General features: G+C 68.0%; 17 protein-coding genes and 1 other RNA gene. All 18 read right to left on the bottom strand.

Features of this window, described 5'->3' with window-relative positions:
• Positions 1-89 precede the first annotated feature (89 nt).
• On the bottom strand, positions 90-725 hold the full coding sequence (locus B5F70_RS00305; protein ID WP_087203574.1) for a YigZ family protein: 636 nt from the start codon (positions 723-725) through the stop codon (positions 90-92).
• A gap of 189 nt (positions 726-914) precedes the next feature.
• On the bottom strand, positions 915-1,538 hold the full coding sequence (locus B5F70_RS00300; RefSeq protein WP_087203573.1) for a DUF47 family protein: 624 nt from the start codon (positions 1,536-1,538) through the stop codon (positions 915-917).
• An 84-nt stretch (positions 1,539-1,622) separates the two neighbouring features.
• Entirely contained in the window at positions 1,623-2,675 is a 1,053-nt protein-coding gene (locus B5F70_RS00295) for an inorganic phosphate transporter (RefSeq protein WP_087203572.1), read from the bottom strand.
• 224 nt (positions 2,676-2,899) lie between these two features.
• Positions 2,900-3,258, bottom strand: an RNA gene (rnpB, locus tag B5F70_RS00290) — RNase P RNA component class A.
• A gap of 124 nt (positions 3,259-3,382) precedes the next feature.
• Positions 3,383-4,063 (bottom strand): PspA/IM30 family protein, encoded by a 681-nt coding sequence (locus B5F70_RS00285; protein ID WP_087203571.1) that lies wholly within the window; start codon positions 4,061-4,063, stop codon positions 3,383-3,385.
• 130 nt (positions 4,064-4,193) lie between these two features.
• A complete protein-coding gene (locus B5F70_RS00280) occupies positions 4,194-5,258 on the bottom strand; it encodes a hypothetical protein (protein WP_087203570.1) in 1,065 nt (354 codons plus the stop codon).
• 145 nt (positions 5,259-5,403) lie between these two features.
• A complete protein-coding gene (locus B5F70_RS00275; protein WP_087203569.1) occupies positions 5,404-6,072 on the bottom strand; it encodes a DivIVA domain-containing protein in 669 nt (222 codons plus the stop codon).
• A gap of 55 nt (positions 6,073-6,127) precedes the next feature.
• Complete coding sequence (locus B5F70_RS00270) at positions 6,128-6,373, bottom strand: YggT family protein (RefSeq protein WP_256363441.1); 246 nt, start codon at positions 6,371-6,373, stop codon at positions 6,128-6,130.
• Between the two features lie 33 nt (positions 6,374-6,406).
• On the bottom strand, positions 6,407-7,132 hold the full coding sequence (locus tag B5F70_RS00265; protein ID WP_087203567.1) for a cell division protein SepF: 726 nt from the start codon (positions 7,130-7,132) through the stop codon (positions 6,407-6,409).
• A 74-nt stretch (positions 7,133-7,206) separates the two neighbouring features.
• A complete protein-coding gene (locus tag B5F70_RS00260) occupies positions 7,207-7,962 on the bottom strand; it encodes a YggS family pyridoxal phosphate-dependent enzyme (RefSeq protein ID WP_087203566.1) in 756 nt (251 codons plus the stop codon).
• A gap of 155 nt (positions 7,963-8,117) precedes the next feature.
• Positions 8,118-8,987, bottom strand: a complete 870-nt coding sequence (locus tag B5F70_RS00255) for a PhoU domain-containing protein (RefSeq protein ID WP_087203565.1) — start codon at positions 8,985-8,987, stop codon at positions 8,118-8,120.
• Between the two features lie 132 nt (positions 8,988-9,119).
• Positions 9,120-9,926, bottom strand: coding sequence for a polyphenol oxidase family protein (locus B5F70_RS00250; protein ID WP_343283708.1), 807 nt, complete (start codon positions 9,924-9,926; stop codon positions 9,120-9,122).
• 116 nt (positions 9,927-10,042) lie between these two features.
• Entirely contained in the window at positions 10,043-11,179 is a 1,137-nt protein-coding gene (gene ftsZ / locus B5F70_RS00245; RefSeq protein ID WP_087203564.1) for a cell division protein FtsZ, read from the bottom strand.
• 199 nt (positions 11,180-11,378) lie between these two features.
• Positions 11,379-12,740: an FtsQ-type POTRA domain-containing protein gene (locus B5F70_RS00240; RefSeq protein ID WP_087203563.1), complete on the bottom strand. Its 1,362-nt coding sequence runs from the start codon at positions 12,738-12,740 to the stop codon at positions 11,379-11,381.
• Positions 12,697-13,608: a UDP-N-acetylmuramate dehydrogenase gene (murB, locus tag B5F70_RS00235; protein WP_087203562.1), complete on the bottom strand. Its 912-nt coding sequence runs from the start codon at positions 13,606-13,608 to the stop codon at positions 12,697-12,699. Before murB ends, B5F70_RS00240 begins: the two co-directional genes overlap by 44 nt.
• A gap of 5 nt (positions 13,609-13,613) precedes the next feature.
• Positions 13,614-15,032: a UDP-N-acetylmuramate--L-alanine ligase gene (murC, locus tag B5F70_RS00230; RefSeq protein WP_087203561.1), complete on the bottom strand. Its 1,419-nt coding sequence runs from the start codon at positions 15,030-15,032 to the stop codon at positions 13,614-13,616.
• A gap of 148 nt (positions 15,033-15,180) precedes the next feature.
• Positions 15,181-16,308 carry an undecaprenyldiphospho-muramoylpentapeptide beta-N-acetylglucosaminyltransferase gene (gene murG, locus B5F70_RS00225; protein WP_087203560.1) on the bottom strand — a complete coding sequence of 376 codons (1,128 nt, stop codon included), beginning with the start codon at positions 16,306-16,308 and terminating at the stop codon, positions 15,181-15,183.
• The gene (gene ftsW / locus B5F70_RS00220) at positions 16,298-17,926 is read right to left on the bottom strand and encodes a putative lipid II flippase FtsW (RefSeq protein WP_087203559.1); all 1,629 of its coding nucleotides are present in this window, start codon (positions 17,924-17,926) and stop codon (positions 16,298-16,300) included. The genes murG and ftsW overlap by 11 nt, the downstream gene beginning before the upstream one ends.
• Between the last annotated feature and the right edge of the window lie 3 nt (positions 17,927-17,929).

The raw sequence follows: 17,929 nt of genomic DNA, 5'->3' as shown, positions 1-17,929 counted from the left end.
CATCGATTCCTCGTTTCCGCCTATGCGACGGGGCCCCTCCCAGAAAGGAGGGGCCCCGTTCTCGTTTTTACCGGAGTACCAGATGGTCGCTAAAACTCGGCGAAGCGGCGAGGCCCCACCTCAGGGCGGAGCGCGGCGTTGAAGCGCTCGCGCACCGCCTCGAGAAACGCGGCCTCCTCCCCCTCCCGGTACACAAGCGAGAGGCAGACCGTGTCGGTGAAGGCGGTGTCCGCCACCTTCCCGCCCGTGCGCTCCACCACATCGCGCACCTGGTCGTACTGGGCATAGGTTACGTCGAGCGCGATCGGCACCACGCTCGTCATCTCGACGATCAGGCCCGCGTCGCCCGCCGCTGCAACCGCCGCCTGCGCCGCCGCCGTATAGGCGCGCACCAGCCCGCCCGGTCCGAGGAGCGTCCCGCCGAAGTAGCGGGTCGTCACGCAGCAGACATCCTTCAGGCCCGCGCCGCGCAGCACCTCGAGGGTGGGCAGGCCGCTCGTGCGCTGGGGCTCGCCGTCGTCGCTCGCCCGCTCCGTACCGTCTGCGAGGATCCAGGCGGGCACGTTGTGGCGCGCATCGTAATGGCGCGCGCGCACGGCGGCCACGTGCGCCGCCGCATCCTTTTCGCTCGCCGCGTGCACGAGCTGCGCGATAAAGCGGCTCCGCCGGTCCTCGAACTCACCGGTGGCCTCCGCGCCCTCGCGAAGCGTCCTATAGCTCTCCACGACACCCTCCTTGCAACCACACGGTCCCGCGACGCCGCCATTTGCGATTAGCCGCGCGGCCGTCGCTCGGTATTGTACCGAACTGCAGCGTAACGCAGGGAGGCCCCGCCCCGTTCGTCTCGAGGTTTTTGCGAAGCGTACCTCAAGACGAACGGGACGGGGCCTCCCCCACCGTAGCGATGCAGCCGGTTAGCTGTTCTTCATGACGATGCTGCTCACCGTGTCGGCCACATGCTCGCAGCTGTCGACGCAGTACTCGAGGAACGTGTAGACCTCATGCCAGCCATAGACCTTGAGGGCGTCGGTCTCGGTGGTGTGGAGCTTGCGCATGGCGCGGATGTAGGCGTGGTCGGCCTCCTCCTCCGTGTCGTTGATGGCGATTACGTGGGCGCGCAGGGTCTTGGAGCGCTTGAACTGCGGCAGGTCGTCGAGAAGCGCGCACATCTCGGTGCAGGCGCGCTCGATCATCTGGACGAGCTCGAGGGCGTCCGGTCGAATCTCGGTGATGTTGTCGAAATACAGGCGGTGCAGCACGCCCTCGATACGATCGGTCACCGTGTCGAGGTTCTCGGAGAGCATCGCGATGTCCTCGCGCTCGATGGGGGTCACGAACGCGGTGATGAGCGCGTCGTTGATCTCGTGCTTGACCTCGTCCGCCTGCTGCTCGATGGCATGCATCTTATCGACCGCCTGATGGAAGTCGGCGGGGTCGTACGTGCGCATGACCTCGGCGAGGAGCTTCGCTGCCTCGCAGGAGAGCTGTGCGTGCTTGCGGAACGAATCGAAATAGAACGCGTCGTTTTTCCGTGCCATGTGGATACATCCTTCCCGGTATCGACCAGAGACGTTGCTAACACGTGCGCCGTGGGCGCACAAACGGAGCGAATGAGCGGTGAGCTAGAACACCATCAGGAAGACCTTGGCCATGATGAAGCTGATGAGGCCGCAGCCCGGGAACGTGAAGATCCAGGTGAGGACCATGTCGCGCACCACGGTGAAGTTGATGGCGGAGAGACGCTTCACGGCGCCGACGCCCATGATGGCGCTGGTCTTGGTGTGCGTCGTGGAGACGGGGATACCGAAGACGGTGGACATGAGGATGCAGATGGCGCCCGCGAGGTCGGCAGAGAACCCCTGGTACTTCTCGAGCTTGACCATGTCCATGCCCACGGACTTGATGATCTTCTCGCCGCCGACCGAGGTGCCGATGCCCATGACGGTCGAGCAGAGGATCATGAGCCACACGGGGATGACCGCACCCGAGACATCGGGCTGACCGTTACAGAACGCGACGCCGAGCAGCAGCACGCCGATGAACTTCTGGCCGTCCTGGGCGCCGTGCATGAAGCTCATGGCGGCCGCGCCGAAGATCTGCGCGCCCGTGAAGAAGCCGTTGGCGCGGCGGCGGTCGATGTTGCGGCAGAGCAGCGTGAGCCCCTTGCAGATGCCCCAGCCGAGGGCGAAGCCGATGGCGAGGCTCAGCACGAGGCCGTAGAGGACCTTCACCCACTCGTTCATGTTGACGCCGTCGAGACCGCCCTGGGTGGCGAGCGCCGCGCCGGTGAGGCCGGCGATGAGCGAGTGGCTCTCGCTCGTGGGGATGCCGAAGATGGAGGCACCCACGCTGTACACGACGATGGAGAAGAGGGCCGCGCAGAGCGCCACGAGGGCGATGTGCGTGTTCGCGCCGAAGTCGACCATGTTGGAGATGGTGGCGGCGACCGACGCGTTCAGGTGCGTCATGATGAGCACGCCGAGAAAGTTGAAGATGGCGCTCATGATGATGGCGGGACGGGCGTTCATGCAGCGCGTCGTCACGCAGGTCGCGATGGAATTAGGGGCGTCGGTCCAACCGTTTACAAAGATAACACCGAGGGTGAGCAGGACGGTGATCGCGAGTATCGGGTTCGATACGACCTCCTGCAGAAACAGCGTCAATGAGAAGTCCACGTATGCTCTTTTCCCTCACGCGGCCGCGGGTGGCGCGCGTCTGACACAACCGCTGCTTATTTTAGCGATTCTTGACGCCATTCTGATGCTGAGCTGACATTTTGCTGAGGCAGCTGGAGGCCTCTCTCCGCTGTTCTGGGCCTATATGCAGCTCTTTTACTAACCCCGGGTGTGCGTAGCTTACGAAGACCTTACATTTGCCTTACGTTTGGATAACCGGAAGGATGCGAAGCGGGCCTATAAGCCGGGTTCTGTCGCGGACGGTCATTTATCTTGGCGCACGCGTTGCCGCGTCGCTCTTCGCACGCTACCCGAGCGCGGACCGGGCCGGCCCATGGCGCTCCTATTCGCGCTTGCTCCGCATGGGGTTTACCCAGCCGTCGCGTCGCCGCGACGCTGGTGGTCTCTTACACCACCGTTTCAGCTTTTCCCTTTACGCTCGCGCGCAGGTGGGAGTCTTCTTTTCTGCGGCACTTTCCGTCGGATCGCTCCGCCTGGCCGTTAGCCAGCATGCTGCCCTGTGGAGCCCGGACTTTCCTCACGCGCGGGACGAGCCCGCACGCGCGACCGTCTGGCCCGCTTCGCGTGAGCATTGTAGCACGGTGCCCGCCGGCGGGCGTGCGGGCGGGCACCGAATCCACGGGATTGTCGAGCGAGCGGACGCATGCGCGCGCCGCCCGCGCCGAGACGGACCTCAGCGATGGGCGCTAGAGCCCCATCTCCTCCTTGAGGCGGGCGAGCTCGTCGTCGACGGCCGCCGTCGCGCCCGCGGCGGCGTACTTCTCCTCAAGGGCGGCCGCGGCATCGATCGGCTCGGCATCGAGCTCGCTCATGGCGTTGGACCGGTCGAGCATCTCGTCGGCCTTCGCCTCCATGCGATCGAAGGCGCTCATGGCAGCGGCGGCACCGTCGCCCGCCGACGATACCCGGTTGACCTTGTCCTGCGTCTTGGCCACGGCGACCTTGGCCTTGATGGCCTCGCGGCGCCCGCGGAGCTCCTCGATGTCGGACACGAGCTTGTCGTGCATGGCGCGCATCTTCTCGGCGTTCTCATGCGCCGCCGCCGCGGCGGCGGCAAGACCCTCGCCCGCCGCCTCGAGCTTTTGCTTCTTGGCGAGGAAGGTGCGGGCGTCGTCCTCATTGCCTGCCTGGAGCGCACGGCGCGCGAGCCCCTCGTACTTCTCCACCTCGGCGCGGTTCTCAGAGACGGCACGGGCGCAGCGCGCCTCCTCGGCCATGACGCCGGCGGTCTCCTCCTTCACCTCCGCGAGCGACTCGGCAAGGTCGCGCAGATACTGGTCGACCATCTTCGCCGGGTCCTCGGCACGGTCGAGCAGGTCGTTCACGTTGGCCTTGATGATGTCAGCAAAACGTTCGAGCATCCCCATCTTGGGCTCCTCCTCACGCGGCCGTGCGGCCGCTCCGGGCGCGCAGCTTGTGCGGCGCGCGATTAGACCCTCTTGTACCCCATCGACTACCGCGCAACCAGGTATGTGGCGGGCGGTTCAACAAACGGTGTCAGCGGTACTTCTCCTCCAGGTCGTCAAGTTTCTGGTCCCCAAACGTCTCGAGCGGGGTGTTGAGCATCTCCTCCACGTGCGCGCGCTCCGCCGCACGCTCTTGGCTGCGGCGGCGCACGAGGTAGATGACGAGCGCGACGATCGCCACGACCGCTGCGGCGCCGGCGATATAGACAACCGGCGAGGTCGTGACCTGCATGATGCGCTCGGCCGTCTGCGCGAACGTATCGGCGAAGATCTCCTCCTCGCTTAAGGAGAGGTCCTGGTAGTTGCGGTCGAGATAGTCGGCGAGGATGCCGATCGCCTCATCGTCCATGATGGTCTTTGCCGCCGAGCCGACGGCGTAGCCGCACGTGTAGGACCCCTGCCCGTCATCGCAGAAGACGAGCAGGAAGTGAGCCTCGTCGGTAAAGAGCTCGTCGTAGAGCTCCTCCGCGCGCGCGGCAAGCTCCGACTCCGACGTCGACGTGCCGTTGGGCAGGATGTAGACGTAGGGCTGCACGCCCGTCTCGGCGAAGAACGTCTCGAGGCCGCGCTCGAGCGCTGCCGAGTCGCGGATCCAGTCACCCGACTCATCGGTGTAGTACCCCGTCTCGACGGCCGTGCCGGCGGCGAGCGCCTCGCGCTGGTGCGTTGAGGCACCGACCGACCCATCGCTGCGCGCGCACGAGGCAAACGAACCGAACGCCATGGTAATGACGATGACGACGATGGCGAGGACGATGGCGGCGAGGCATCCCTTGGCGCAGCCGTTGGCCTCAGGAGACCCGTCTCCCCCGGCGGCCTGCGACGTCCCCCGCGCGCCGCCCGCGGCACGGCTCTGGCTCCGCCCCACGCTCATGCCGGCGAGAAACGGCCAGAGACCGCTGCCGCCCCCGCCGTAGATCCGGCGCGGCGGGCGCGGGGGCGTGAAGCCCCAGCCGCCGCGCGGCCCTGACGGCCCCGCGCCGAAGCTGCGTCCGCCGCTTCTTCTACCGCCGGAAAACCCGCCGAAGCTGCGACCGCCGCCGCGGAATCCACCGCCGCCACCCGACCGGCCTCCGCCGCCGAACGATCTTCCCATACGCGACTCCCCTCTTCGAGCGGACGCCCCTCGGGAGGCGCCCGCGATTAGTCCCCTTATGCCCCGCGCGGGCGCACGGCAAACAAAAACGCCCCGCACAGGGCGGGGCGCATGCGTCTCAGAAAAATGACGGCCGTTTCAACCGTTAGTCGAGGTCGTCCATCCCGAAGTTGTCGAGCGGGGCGAACGGGTCGGCGACCGGCGCGGGCTCGGGGGCCGCGACCGGGGCGGGAGCCGGCTCGGGTGCGGGGGCGGCAACCGGAGCGGCGGCGGAGCCCACGGGCGTGGAGGCCAGCAGGTCGGACGGGAAAGCGTTCTGCGCATCGTCCATGAAGTGCTGGATGAGCTTCAGGTACTCGCTCTTGAACTCCTCGCGGGAGGCCTTCAGACGGTCGATCTCGGCGAGCTCGTTCTGCTTCTCCTGCAGCGCCTGACGGATGACGTCGCGCGCCTTGGCATCAGCCTCGTCGCAGATGCGCTGGGCATTCTGCTGGGCGTCGGCGACGATCTGGTCGGCGGTCTGCTGGGCGGCGATGAGCGCCGCGGAGATCTGGCGCTCGGTGGCGGAGCAATCGTGCTGCGGGGCGGGCGCGGGCGCCGGGGCGACCGCGGGCTGGGCGGCGAGCTGGGCCTGAGCGTCGGCGAGCTGCTGCTCGGTCGCCGTGAGGCGACCCTTCAAATCGACAATCTTGGACAGCATGGCGTCAACCTCGGAAGCGAGCTGCTCGAGGAACACGTCGACCTCGGCGGGATCGTAACCGCGCTTGGCCTCGGAGAACGTCTGGGCCTGAATGTCTTGAGGGGTGATAGCCATGAGAGAAACTCCTTTACCTCGCGTTGCCCGGACACGCTTCGCCCGGGGCTTGCGTCTAGTACAGTATACCTATTACCAAACGGGCGATGACGTTTAACGCAAGAACTGCAATAACCGGCGAGAAGTCGATGCCGCCCATGGGCGGGATGATGCGCCGGAAGAGCGAGAGGAACGGCTCGCAGAGCGAGCGCAGCACCATGCCGACGTCGTAGACGAAACTCCCCTCGCGCAGGGGGAACCAGGTGAGGATGATGTAGACGAGGATGAGCGTCTCGTAGAAGTTTACGAGCGTGCTTACCAGCTGTGCGATTTGATAAATGGTGATCAGCCCCTGTTACTTGAGGTAGCCGTCGGCGCGGAGCTTGGCCATATCGGACTCGGTGACCTCGCAACCCTGCGGCAACACCACGAAGACGCGGTCGCCGATCTCGCGCACCGATGCCCCGAGGCCGCAGGCGAAGCCATAGCTGAAGTCGAGCACGCGCTTTGCGACCTCGGTGCGCACGCCCACGAAGATGAGGGCGACGGGCTGCTTGGTGCGCACGCGGCGCACCACCGTCTCCACATCATCGTAGCTCTCGGGTCGGAGCTCGAAGATGGGGAGCTGCGGAGTGGCGTTCAGAATCGCTGCCGCATGGCTCTCGGTGGCAGTGGGGGCAGGCACCGCGGCGGCACGGGTGCGCGACTGCGCCGCATAGCTCGACGGGGTGTCATAGGCGCCGGGGCGGTACTCGTCGTGCGAGCGCGCCGGCGGGTTGTACGTGGTGGCGTGACGGTCGGCGTCGCCGACGAGCTTGCCGGAGCGCGTGTAGACGGCGACGGACTCCGCCTCGCCGCGGCGCGTCTGGCCGAGCACGCCGTTGCTCTCGGGCTCGCTCTGATGCTGCGGCGTGTAGCCCTGGGCCTGCCCGTAGGCGCCGTCCTGCGCATCGTAGCCGTCGTCGTAGCCGTAGCCGTCATCATAGCCGTCGTCGTACCCGTCGCCGGCGTAGGCATCCTGGCCGTAGTCGGCCTGCTGCCCGAAGGGAAGGCGGCTCTTGATCTCGTCAAACAATCCCACGTGTCTCAACTCCCCCACATGGAGTGCGAATCTCGTTGCGGTGCCGGCGCGCGCCGGACAAAACCGCGTACCTGCTATTCTAGCTCAAAGGCGGGGTCAAAAACCACCCTGCCCAGCCGTATGAGCGTCGAGCCCTCCTCGAGCGCCGCCTCGAAGTCCTCGCTCATCCCGCAAGAGAGCTCGGAGAGGTCGAGGGACGGATAGGCGCCCTCAAGCTCGTCCCGGAGCGCCCGCAGGCCCGAGAACGTACGCCGGGCCCTATCCTTATCCCCGCGCGGCGCCATGGTCATAAGACCGCGCAGGCGAATTCCACGAAGTCCCTGCAACTCGTCCATCGCGGAGCGGAGCTCGTCGGGCGCGAAGCCCGATTTGGAGGCCTCCCCGGAGATGTTGACTTCCAGAAGGACGTCCTGCGGCGACACCGAGGCGCCCTCGTCGATGCGCCGCGCCGCGCGCTCGGCGATGGCGCGCGCGAGATGGAGCGAGCTCACCGAGTGGATGAGGGCTGCGCGCCCCAGCACGGCGTTGATCTTGTTCTTCTGGAGGTTCCCGATCATGTCGAAGCGCAGGGCGGGCAGGCCGGGGACCGCCTCGAGCCCCTCGAGCTTGCGCGCGAGCTCCTGAGGCCGGTTCTCGCCGAAATGCCGGTAGCCGGCAGCGATGGCGCACAGCACCTCAGGCACCCCGACCGTCTTGGAAACGGCGACGAGCCGCGCCGCGTCGTGCGCGCGCCCCGCCCGGTCGAGCGCTGCCTCGACGCGCGCGGAAATCTCCGCACGGCGCCTCGCAACGCCCCCGAAATATGCCTCGTATCCCTCGGGAATATCCATAACCACCTCTTAGCCTCCGGGCGCCTTTCGCCCCGCCCCATACTAGCAAAGGGCGCGGCGCCCCAGCGGACACCGCGCCCTCGGCGCGCAAAGGTTTACGAAGACGGCACATACGCGCCGCCCGGGGCCTGCCGGACGGAAAGGCGCGTCGTCACCTACGCGAGGTCGTCCTCGTCGTCCTCGTCGTCCTCGTCATCGTCCTCGTCGGGCTGGCCCACGAGGGCCACGACCTCGGGGGTGAGCTCGTCGGCGGGGATGGCGGCGATGTAGGAGGCGTCTGCGGCCGGACGCAGGATGATGCCCTCGCCGGACGGGACGCGCATGCCCTCGAGCTCCTCCTCGTCGATGCCGGCAATGTCCGCCGCGCTCCAGCGCTGGCCGGTGAGCAAAAACGTGATGCGGCCGGCGGCGTCGATGGCATACTGCGCGCAGCGGTCGAGGTAGCGCGAGGCCATGATGACGCGGCGGAGGTCGTCGTAGGAGCGGTCATCGGAGAGCTGCATGGCGGCCATGCGGTTGTAGGCACGGAAGAACTCCTCGTAGATACCGTGCGTGTCCTCCTCCTGTGCGTTCAGGGTGCGCAGGAGCCCGAGGTCGTTCGTCACGAGGACGGAGGCCGCGGTGCCGAGCACCTTGTAGACGCTCGCGGCCTCCTGCTCGACGAGGTCGATGAGCTCGGCGGGCAGCTCGATGTCGGAGGTCACCTTGTGCTGGGCGGCGCGGGCGATGCGACGGACCTTGTCGCACATGCGCTGCAGGCAGAAGTTGGTGTAGATGATGGTCTGAAGCAGGCGGAAGTCGGACGCGACAGGGCCCTGCGTGGCGATGAGGTTGTAGCACACGGCCTCGAGGTTCGCGCAGCGGGCATCGATGCGCAGCGCCTGCTTCTTGGTCTTGCTCGCAAGTTTCTTGTCATCCGTGACGAACGACTTGACCGCGTCGTGGAGCGTGACATCGATGGCCTCGTAGATGGAGAGCATCTCGTGACGCGCCTCGATGAGCTGGCGGGAGAAGAGTTTGCGCATGTTCTAGACTCCAATCGGATGCCGGGCTCTGCGCCCGTGTCGTTACCCTTCGCATACGCCTTCAAGTCTAGTAATCGGGTGTCAGAGTTTTGTAAGGGCACCGTTACGGGAAGTAACACCCCGACCCGCCGCTTAGGCGCTGAGGACCGCGAGCGCGCCGTGCCTGCCGCAGCGGCCGTGCTCGGCGCGATAGGAGAAGAAGCGGTCGTTCTCGCGGACCGTGGAGAGGTCGGGGTCGACGATGCGCGCCGCAGAGACGCCCGCCTCCTCGAGCGCAGCGCGGATGCAGCCGCCCAAATCGAGCAGGCGCGTGGCTCCCTCCGGCGGGACCACCGCCCCAAAACGCGCGTGGAACCGGCCTATGAGCTCATCGGAGACCTCATAGGCATCGGCGGTGATATGGGGGCCCACGAAGGCGACGAGGTCGCCCGTGCTCACGCCCGCGGTCTCGGCGAGCACGCGCGCCGCCTTGCCCGCGATGGCGGCGATCGTCCCCTTCCAGCCGGAGTGGACGACCGCAAAGCCCGTATCGCACGCGAGGATCACGGGGACGCAGTCGGCGAAGTTGAGGAGGACGGGGACGCGGGGGGCCGTGCAGACGATGGCGTCGGCGCCTGCGGCTATCTCCTTGCGCACGCGGGCGAGCTCGGCGGCGTCTCCCGCGCGGACCCGGGCGACCGCGTCGCCGTGCACCTGGTTGGGCACGAGCAGGCGATCGGCCAGGTCGGCGCAGCCCAGCGCCGCGAGGGCGCGGCGACGGTTCTCGGCGACCGCCGCGGGGTCGTCGCCCACATGCGCACCGAGGTTGAGCGAGCGGAAAGGCGGTTCCGAGACGCCGCCCGTGCGCTCGGTGAACGCGAGGCTCACCGCGCCGACTCGCGCCTCGTTGAGCACCACGCCCTTATGATCGGTTCGCGTAAGACCGAAGTCCGCCATCATGCACCCTCTCCTCTCACCAGAACGCCCCGGGGCAGCGTCCGCACGCGCCCGCGATAGCGCAGGGCGCCCCGGATCGTATGACCCGAGGCGCCCCCTGCGCTTGCGCAATCGAAATCTTAGAAGTTGCCGCGCTTCAGGAAGTCGGGCAGCTCGAACTGATCGTTGCCGAAGTTGTGGACCTGCTCGCCACCGATGGTACGGCTCGCGGGCGCCGCCGCAGGGGCGGAGGACGCAGCGCGCGACGGGGCGCTCTCGCTCGCCTTGGAGGCAGAGAAGAGCTCGTCCTGACGGCTCACGTTGGCATCGGAGAAGCCGGTGGCGATGACGGTGATGCGCACCTGGTCGCCGAGGGACTCGTCCACCACGGTACCAAAGATGATGTTGGCCTCGGGGTCGACGGCGTTCGCCACGAGGTCGGCGGCGTCGTTGATCTCCTGGATGCCGAGGTCCTTGGAGCCGGCGATGGAGAGGAGCACGCGGGTGGCGCCGTCGATGGAGCTCTCGAGCAGCGGGCTCGAGATGGCCTGCTGGGCGGCGTCCACGGCGCGCGTGTCGCCGGAGGCCGTGCCGATGCCCATCATGGCGGTGCCGGCCTGCTTCATGATGGTCTTGACGTCGGCGAAGTCGAGGTTGATGACGCCCGGGACGGTGATGAGGTCGGTGATGCCCTGGGTGCCCTGGGAGAGGACGGCGTCCGCCATCGAGAAGGCCTCGAGCATGGTCGTCTTCTTCTCGGCGATGTCGAGCAGCTTGTCGTTGGGGATGACGATCATGGTGTCGACGCTCTGCGAGAGGGTGTTGATGCCCTCCTCAGCGGACTTCTTGCGTTTGCGGCCCTCGAAGGTGAAGGGCTTCGTCACGACGGCGACCGTGAGCGCGCCGATGTCGTTCATGGCGATGTCGGCCACGATGGGCGCCGCACCGGTACCGGTGCCGCCGCCCTCGCCCGCGGTGATGAACACCATGTCGGCGCCGGCGAGCGCCTCCTTGATGTCGTCGCGGCTCTCGTCGGCGGACTTGCGGCCGATCTCGGGGTTGGCGCCCGCGCCGAGGCCGCGGGTGATGTCGGTGCCGATGTGGACCTTGATGTCGGCGTCGGAGATGGCGAGCGCCTGGGCATCGGTGTTGATGGCGACGAACTCGACGCCGCGGATGCCCTCCTCGATCATGCGGTTGACCGCGTTGGTTCCGCCGCCGCCGACGCCGACCACCTTGATGACGGCAAGATAGTTGTTGATCTCGTTCTCGTGCATGCGGTCCTCCGATGTGCCGGCCTGAGCCATGTTCTGGCTGACGTAGTAACCTTAACCTTCAAGTTTACATTAAAGTGCGAGGTAAACCCGCTTATATTTGCACAAAGTGCAGGTCAACGTCAAATGCTCGGGCACTTTTTGTGAACACCTCACCAGAAGCGCAGGTAGCACCCGCTACCGTTCACCGATTCGTGAAACCTTAAACGGCGGGGGCGCTCCTAAACGTGTAGTTGTCGGGGACGCGCACGTTGACGTAGGTGACCCCTTGCTGCTGCTCCAGCAGGCGCGTGACGACCCGCTCCTTGGTGGCGATATCCTCGGGTGAGCCGAGCGAGACCTCGACCCCGGAGTCGAGATAGGCGGTTATGGCGTCGACGGAGGGCAGCGACAGGCTCTGGATCTGGGCGATGAAGCCGTCCGAGAACCCGTTGGCGTACGCGAGCCCGGCGAGCACCACGTCGGAGGTGACCTCGCGCCCCGTGGAGGGCTCCACATCGGCCGGAACATCCGTGAAGAGGACCGCACCGTCGGCGCGGGCGAGTGCGCGGGCGGCGTCGACGCCGGTGAGCTGCTGGGTCGCCGCGGCGTCGGTCGCCGTGTCGCCGTCGCCCGGCACGGCATCCACCACGTTGCCCTCGGCGTCCACCGTGACCGAGAGCGACACGGGCGCGATCCAGCACGCATCATCTCCGATCGCCCAGGCGATGTCGTCGGAGGGTATGTAGACGATGGCGGCGACCGCGCGCTCCGTGGGCGTGATGCGCAGCGTGTGGGGGAACTCACGCTCCACCGTGACCCCGCTCACCCACGGGTTCTCGGAGAGCTCGGCGGTGAGCGCGGCCGTATCGACGTTCAAGAGCGTCGTGCCCTCCGGCACCTGGATGAGCTGGCGCGCCGCCTCGGCGCTCACGTGCTCGCTCCCCTCGATCTGGATGTCGGTCGCGGCGAAGATCGGCGAGTTGACGACGACGATGCCGCCGATGCCGAGAAGGAGCGCGACCGCGATGACGAGCGCGACGACCTTGCCCGAGAGGAGCTTACCGACCACGCGCACGGCGCCGCCGAGCACTCCCCCCACAAAGCCGATGAGGGCGCCCGCGGGACCGGCCGCCGCCTTGCGGGCGGGACGGGCCTTGGCGGGAACGGTGCTCACGGTACCCGGGGCCGTGCGGCGCGCCGCCTTCTTGAGAGCGGCGCCGCGCGCGGGCTTCTGCTGCGGCGAGGGCGCGGCGGACACGTTCTGCACGCGCGGGGTCGCCGCGGGCCCCTTGAGCGGTGCCTTGCGGGTCCGCGCCTGCGGCTTGACGGCAGCGCGGGGGGCGGGTTTCTGCGCGGGCTTGCGCGCCGGGGCAACCGAGAGCGCCTTCCGCGGCTTGGCGGAGGGCTTCGCCACGCGGGTGCGCGCCGTATAGGAGGAGATGGGCTTCTGCGCCGACCGAGGGGCGGCGCTCACCGCGGGTGCGGGACGGGCGGCAGCCGGCTTGGAGCCGGCACGACGGAAGGTGGGCTTCGAGGCCTTAGAAACCGAGGAATTTGACTTCCGGTTGGAGCTCGACGCCATACGCCCTTCGTACCTCCTCATGCACCTTCTGAATGACCGCCGCGACGTCGGCGGCGCGCGCGGTCCCCGTATTGACGATAAAGTTACCGTGAATGGGCGAGACTGCGGCGCCGCCCACGGAAAAACCCTTCAATCCACAGTCCTCGACCATCTTGCCCACACTCATGTCGGGCGGGTTCTTGAAGACCGAGCCGCAGCAGGCGCTGCCCAGAGGCTGCGTCTTCCGCCGCCTATCGAGGGCGCGCTCCATCCGGGAGCGGATCTTGGCCTTGTCGCCCGGGGCGAGCTTGACCGTCACCTCGAGCACGATCTCGTCGCGCGGAAGGGTCGAGGTGCGGTAGCCCCACACGATGTCGTCGTGCGCGTAGTGCCTGAGTCCGGCGCCCGGCTTGAGGGTGAGGACGTCCTCGACCACCGCGCCCATCCACTCGGTGCGCGTGCCCGCGTCCATGGACACGGCGCCGCCCACGGTGCCGGGGATGCCGACGGCGAACTCGAGCCCCGTGAGCCCGCGCGTGAGCGCCTCGTTGACGAGGCGCGCCAGAATCACGCCCGCGCCGACGGTGAGGGTGACGCCGTCCTCGGCCACGACCATGCGCGAGAACTCGCGCCCGAGCGTTACGACCGCGCCGCGGTAACCCTCGTCTGAGACGAGGAGGTTCGAGCCCTTGCCGATGATGACCCAGGGCACCCCCTCCTCGCCGAGCACGTCGATGGCACGGCGGAGGGCGTGGTAGCTATGGCACACGAGGAAGAGGTCGGCCTTCCCGCCGATGCGGTAGCTCGTGTGGCGCGCCAGGCGCTCCTGCTCGATGAGATCGGTGTCCGCGGCGCCCGAGAGCGCCATGACCGCGTTGAAGAGCCCCATCGCGCTTAGGCTTTCCGGCGCGTGAGGTGGGAGATGAACTCCGGGCCGACCGTGGTGACGTCGCCTGCGCCCATGGTGATGAGAAGGTCGCCCTCGTCCACCACGCGCTCGAGCACCTCGCTCACGGCGAGGCGGTCAGCCACGTAGTGGACCTCCTTGCCGGGGTGACGGGCGGCAACGAGGTCGGCGAGCATCTTGCTCGTCACGCCCGGGATGGGCATCTCCCCTGCCGAGAAGACGTCGATCAGGATGAGGCGGTCGGCATCGGCGAAGGCGTCGGCGAAGGCGTCGGCGAAGGCCTCGAGGCGGGAGTAGCGGTGCGGCTGGAAGACGACGTCCACATGGCGGTAGCCGAGCGTCTTGGCGGCGGCGAGCGTCGCGCGGATCTCGGTGGGATGATGGCCGTAATCGTCCACCACGGTGATGCCCGACACGTCGCCCACGTGCGTGAAGCGCCGGCGCACGCCCTCGAAGCTCGAGAGGGCCCGCGCGGCCGCCTCGACATCGAGTCCGAGCACGTCCGCCACGATGAGGGCGGCCGTCGCGTTGAGCAGGTTGTGGCGACCGGGGTTGTTGCGAACCTCGATGTCGAGCGCGCGGCCGTCCGCCAGCGTGACCGCCGCGGCGTTGGCGATGCTCGCAGCATGCGCGTGCGGGGCGCAGACCACGTCGTTTCCGTCCTCGAAGCCGTACGTCACCACGCGGCGGCCCGTGCTGCGGGCGAGCTCGGCGAGCGCCGGGTCGTCGCCGCACACGATGACGGTGCCGTCCTCCCCCACGAGGCCCATGAACTCTGCGAAGGTGCGCTTGATCTCGTCGAACGAACCGTAATGGTCCAGATGGTCCGCCTCGACGTTGGTGACGATGACCACGCTCGGGTTGAGATAGAGAAACGAGCTGTCCGACTCGTCGGCCTCGGCCACGAAGAAGGGGCCCGAGCCGTTCTTGCCGTTGGTGTCGTACCCCTCGACGATGCCGCCGATGAGGAAGCTCGGGTCCTCCCCCATGCGGTCGAGCATGGTGGCGACCATGGAGGACGTGGTGGTCTTGCCGTGCGTGCCCGCCACGGCCACCGTCGTGTAGCCCTCGCCGAGCGCGGAGAGCATCTTGGCGCGCGGCCACACGGGGATGCCGAGCTCACGGGCGCGGACGAGCTCGGGGTTCGTCTCGGGGATGGCCGTGGAGACGACGACGACGTCCGGGTTGACCGCATCGATGGTCTCGGCGGCGTGGCCGATGTGGATATCGACGCCGGCGCGCGTGAGCTGGCGGATGTAGCGCGAGGTCTTGAGGTCCGACCCCGATACGGCGTAGCCGCGCTCATGCAGGACGAGCGCGATGCCGCTCATGCCCGCTCCGCCGATACCGATGAAGTGGGCGCGCTTGAAAGCGGGCGTAGCGGATGGGGTCGAGGTGTCTACCATGGCGAATGCTCCCTCAAAGAGGCCGGATGTGTTCAGCATGCTACTTTAGCGCAAATGGAGGGGCTTGGCGAGGAGGGCGGCGGGTCGCTGGACGGCGCGGTGCTCTCGCTGCGCCGCCGGCCACGTCCCGCGGGGGCCGCACCGGCCGTCAGCGCGCGATTTCCTCCAAGGCGTCGGCGAGCTGCTCCGCCGCCTCGGCCTGATTGAGCCCCCGCGCGGCCGCGCGCATCTCGGCGCGCCTGTCGGCGCTGGCGAGAAGGCCCAAGAGCTCGTCTGCGAAGGGCCTGCCGTCGATATCAGCGTCCGCGAACATCACCGCGGCGCCGGCATCGGTGAGCAGGTGCGCGTTGGTGGTCTGATGGTCCGCCGTCGCAAAGGGGTACGGCACGAGCACGGCCGGCACGGCGAGGGCGGCGATCTCGGCGATGGACGAGGCGCCCGCGCGCGAGAGCACGAGGTCGGCCGCCGCGAGCACGTCGCCCATATCGTCGATGTAGCTCTGCACGTGGTAGCGGCGCTCCTCGTCGGGCGTGAGGGCGAGGGCGTCGCGCGTCGCCTCGAAGTCCTCGGCGCCGGTGGAGTGGAGCACGTGCACGCGCGGGTCGGCGAGGATCTCGTCTTTGAGCTGGGCCATGCGGGCGTTCAGGTGATGGGCGCCGAGGGACCCGCCGAAGACGACGAGCAGGATGCCGTCTTCGGGCACGCCCTCGGCGGTGCGTCCGCGGGCGCGGTCGCCCGCGAGCACCTGCCGGCGAACGGGGTTGCCGGTGAAGCGGATGGCGCCCTCCTTGGCGCCGGCGCGCAGAAACACGTCTTTCACCGAGGGCTGGGCGATAGCGATGAGGGCCGCATCGCGCGCCGTCTGTTTGTTGGCGAGGCCCGGCACGGAGTTCTGCTCGTGCAGGGCGATGGGGATGTGGAGGCGCTTGGCGGCGCGCATGAGCGGCAGCTCGACGTAGGCGCCGAATCCGATGGCGACGTCGGGCGCGAGGTCCGCGTCATCGCGAAACGCCTTGGCGAGACGGCGCTCCTCGTGCGCGAGGTGTGCGAGCGCTGTGGCGAGCGTCCAGGGGCGCTGGCGGTCGAAACCCGTCACGTGCACGGGGAAGAAGTCGAAGCCGGCCTCGGGCACGAGGCGCCCCTCGAGCCGGCGCTCCTCACCGAAGAACCGGACCGCATGCCCGCGGTCGCGCAGGCACTCCGCCAGTGCCAGAGCGGGATTCACATGGCCGGCCGTACCGCCCGCCGCAATCGCTATGCGCAGCCTATCTGTCACGTCGACTCCTTCCAGCGCGCCCGCCCGAGCGCGGGGCATACCCGTCGCGCGAGCGCAGCCGCGCCACCGGGTCGTAGTCTAAGTTTATCCGCTCGTAGCCGCCCGCGGGCGCGTCGGCACGCGACCGGTAGCGAGACGCCGGGTCGCCGGCCGCGCCCCGCGCCTGCGCACCGCCGCGCGGCGGACGCGGGCGCGACGGTGCGCCGCCCGCACCGTCCACGACGGAGAAGGCGCTCGAGCGCTCCGAGCGGCGCCGCGCCGGACCGGCCGTGCTCCCCTCGATGACGGGGGCCTCGCCGCCATACGGGCCTCCCCCGTCCGGGCCGTCCGGTCCGCCCTCGCCCACCACGGCCATGCGCGCGCGGAACACATCGTGCACGGTGCGCGGGTTGCTCTCGAGCGACACGCGCAGCACGAGGCCCGCGATGGCGAGCATGGTGATCATGGAGGAGCCGCCGTAGGAGATGAAGGGCATGGTCTTGCCCGTCATGGGCGTGACGCCCAGGATACCCAGGGCGTTGATGAGGAACTGCAGCATGATGAGCACGCCCGAGCCGTAGGCGATGAGCTTACCCTGAATCGTCGGCGACTGCTCGGCGATCTTGAAGATGGAGAAGACCATGAGGGCGTAGACCGCAAAGAAGATGAGCATCCCAAAAAAGCCGAGCTCCTCGCCGATGATGGCGAGGATGTAGTCGTTGTGCGCCTCGGGCAGGTAGTGGTACTTCATGGTGGAGTTGCCGATGCCGCGGCCGAACAGGCCGCCCGAGGCGAACGCCATGATGGCGAGCACCGCCTGGTAGCCCGAGTCGTACGGGTCCGACCAGGGGTCGGAGTTGACGCGGGCCATGCGGTAATCGGCCGAGACGATGAAGGCGATCGTCACGATGACGCCCGCCACCAGCACCGATAGGATGACCTTGTAGCTGAACCCGGCGAAGTAGCACATGGCGAAGACGGTACCGGCGATGATGAGGCAGCTGCCGAGGTCGGGCTCGGCGATGATCAGCATGAGCGGCAGCGCCACGCAGACGCCGAGCATGGCGATGAAGCGGGCCGTGTCGAGCGAGCGCTCCTCGTAGTACTCGTAGAAGATCTTGGCCGCCGTGACGATGACGACCGGCTTGACGAACTCCGAGGGCTGGAACTGCTGGCCGGCGATCACGATCCAGCGCGTGGCGCCGCCGCGCTCCTCGCCGGCGATGAGCACCGCCACGAGCAGGAACAGGAATGCGAGCCAGACGCCCCACATGGCGCCCGAGCGCATGAAGTCGAGCGGCACGATGGTCGCGATGAGCAGCATGCCCGCCAGGCCGACGGCGATGAAGATGCCCTGGCGCACGAGAAAGTACGTCGAGCTCCCGTACTCGGACAGCGCCTCGACCGAGGACGCCGAGTAGACCATGAGCAGGCCGAAGGCGAGGATGGCGAGGAGGCTCGCGAGGAAGGCGAGGCGGGGGCGCATGATGCGCGCGGGCACACCGGCGATGAGGCGCTCGCCGAGGGCGGAGTGCTCCGAGGCGTCGTGCGGGACGCGACGCGGGCGGCCGCGCTCGGGGGCGGCCGCGCTATCGGGCGCGCCCGACGGACGGCCCTCTGTGCGACGGGAGATCGGCATGAG

It is taken from the genome of Collinsella sp. An268 (assembly GCF_002159765.1).
In the GTDB taxonomy this organism is placed as follows: Bacteria; Actinomycetota; Coriobacteriia; order Coriobacteriales; family Coriobacteriaceae; genus Coprousia.
This window is presented reverse-complemented; position numbering and strand designations above follow the sequence as displayed.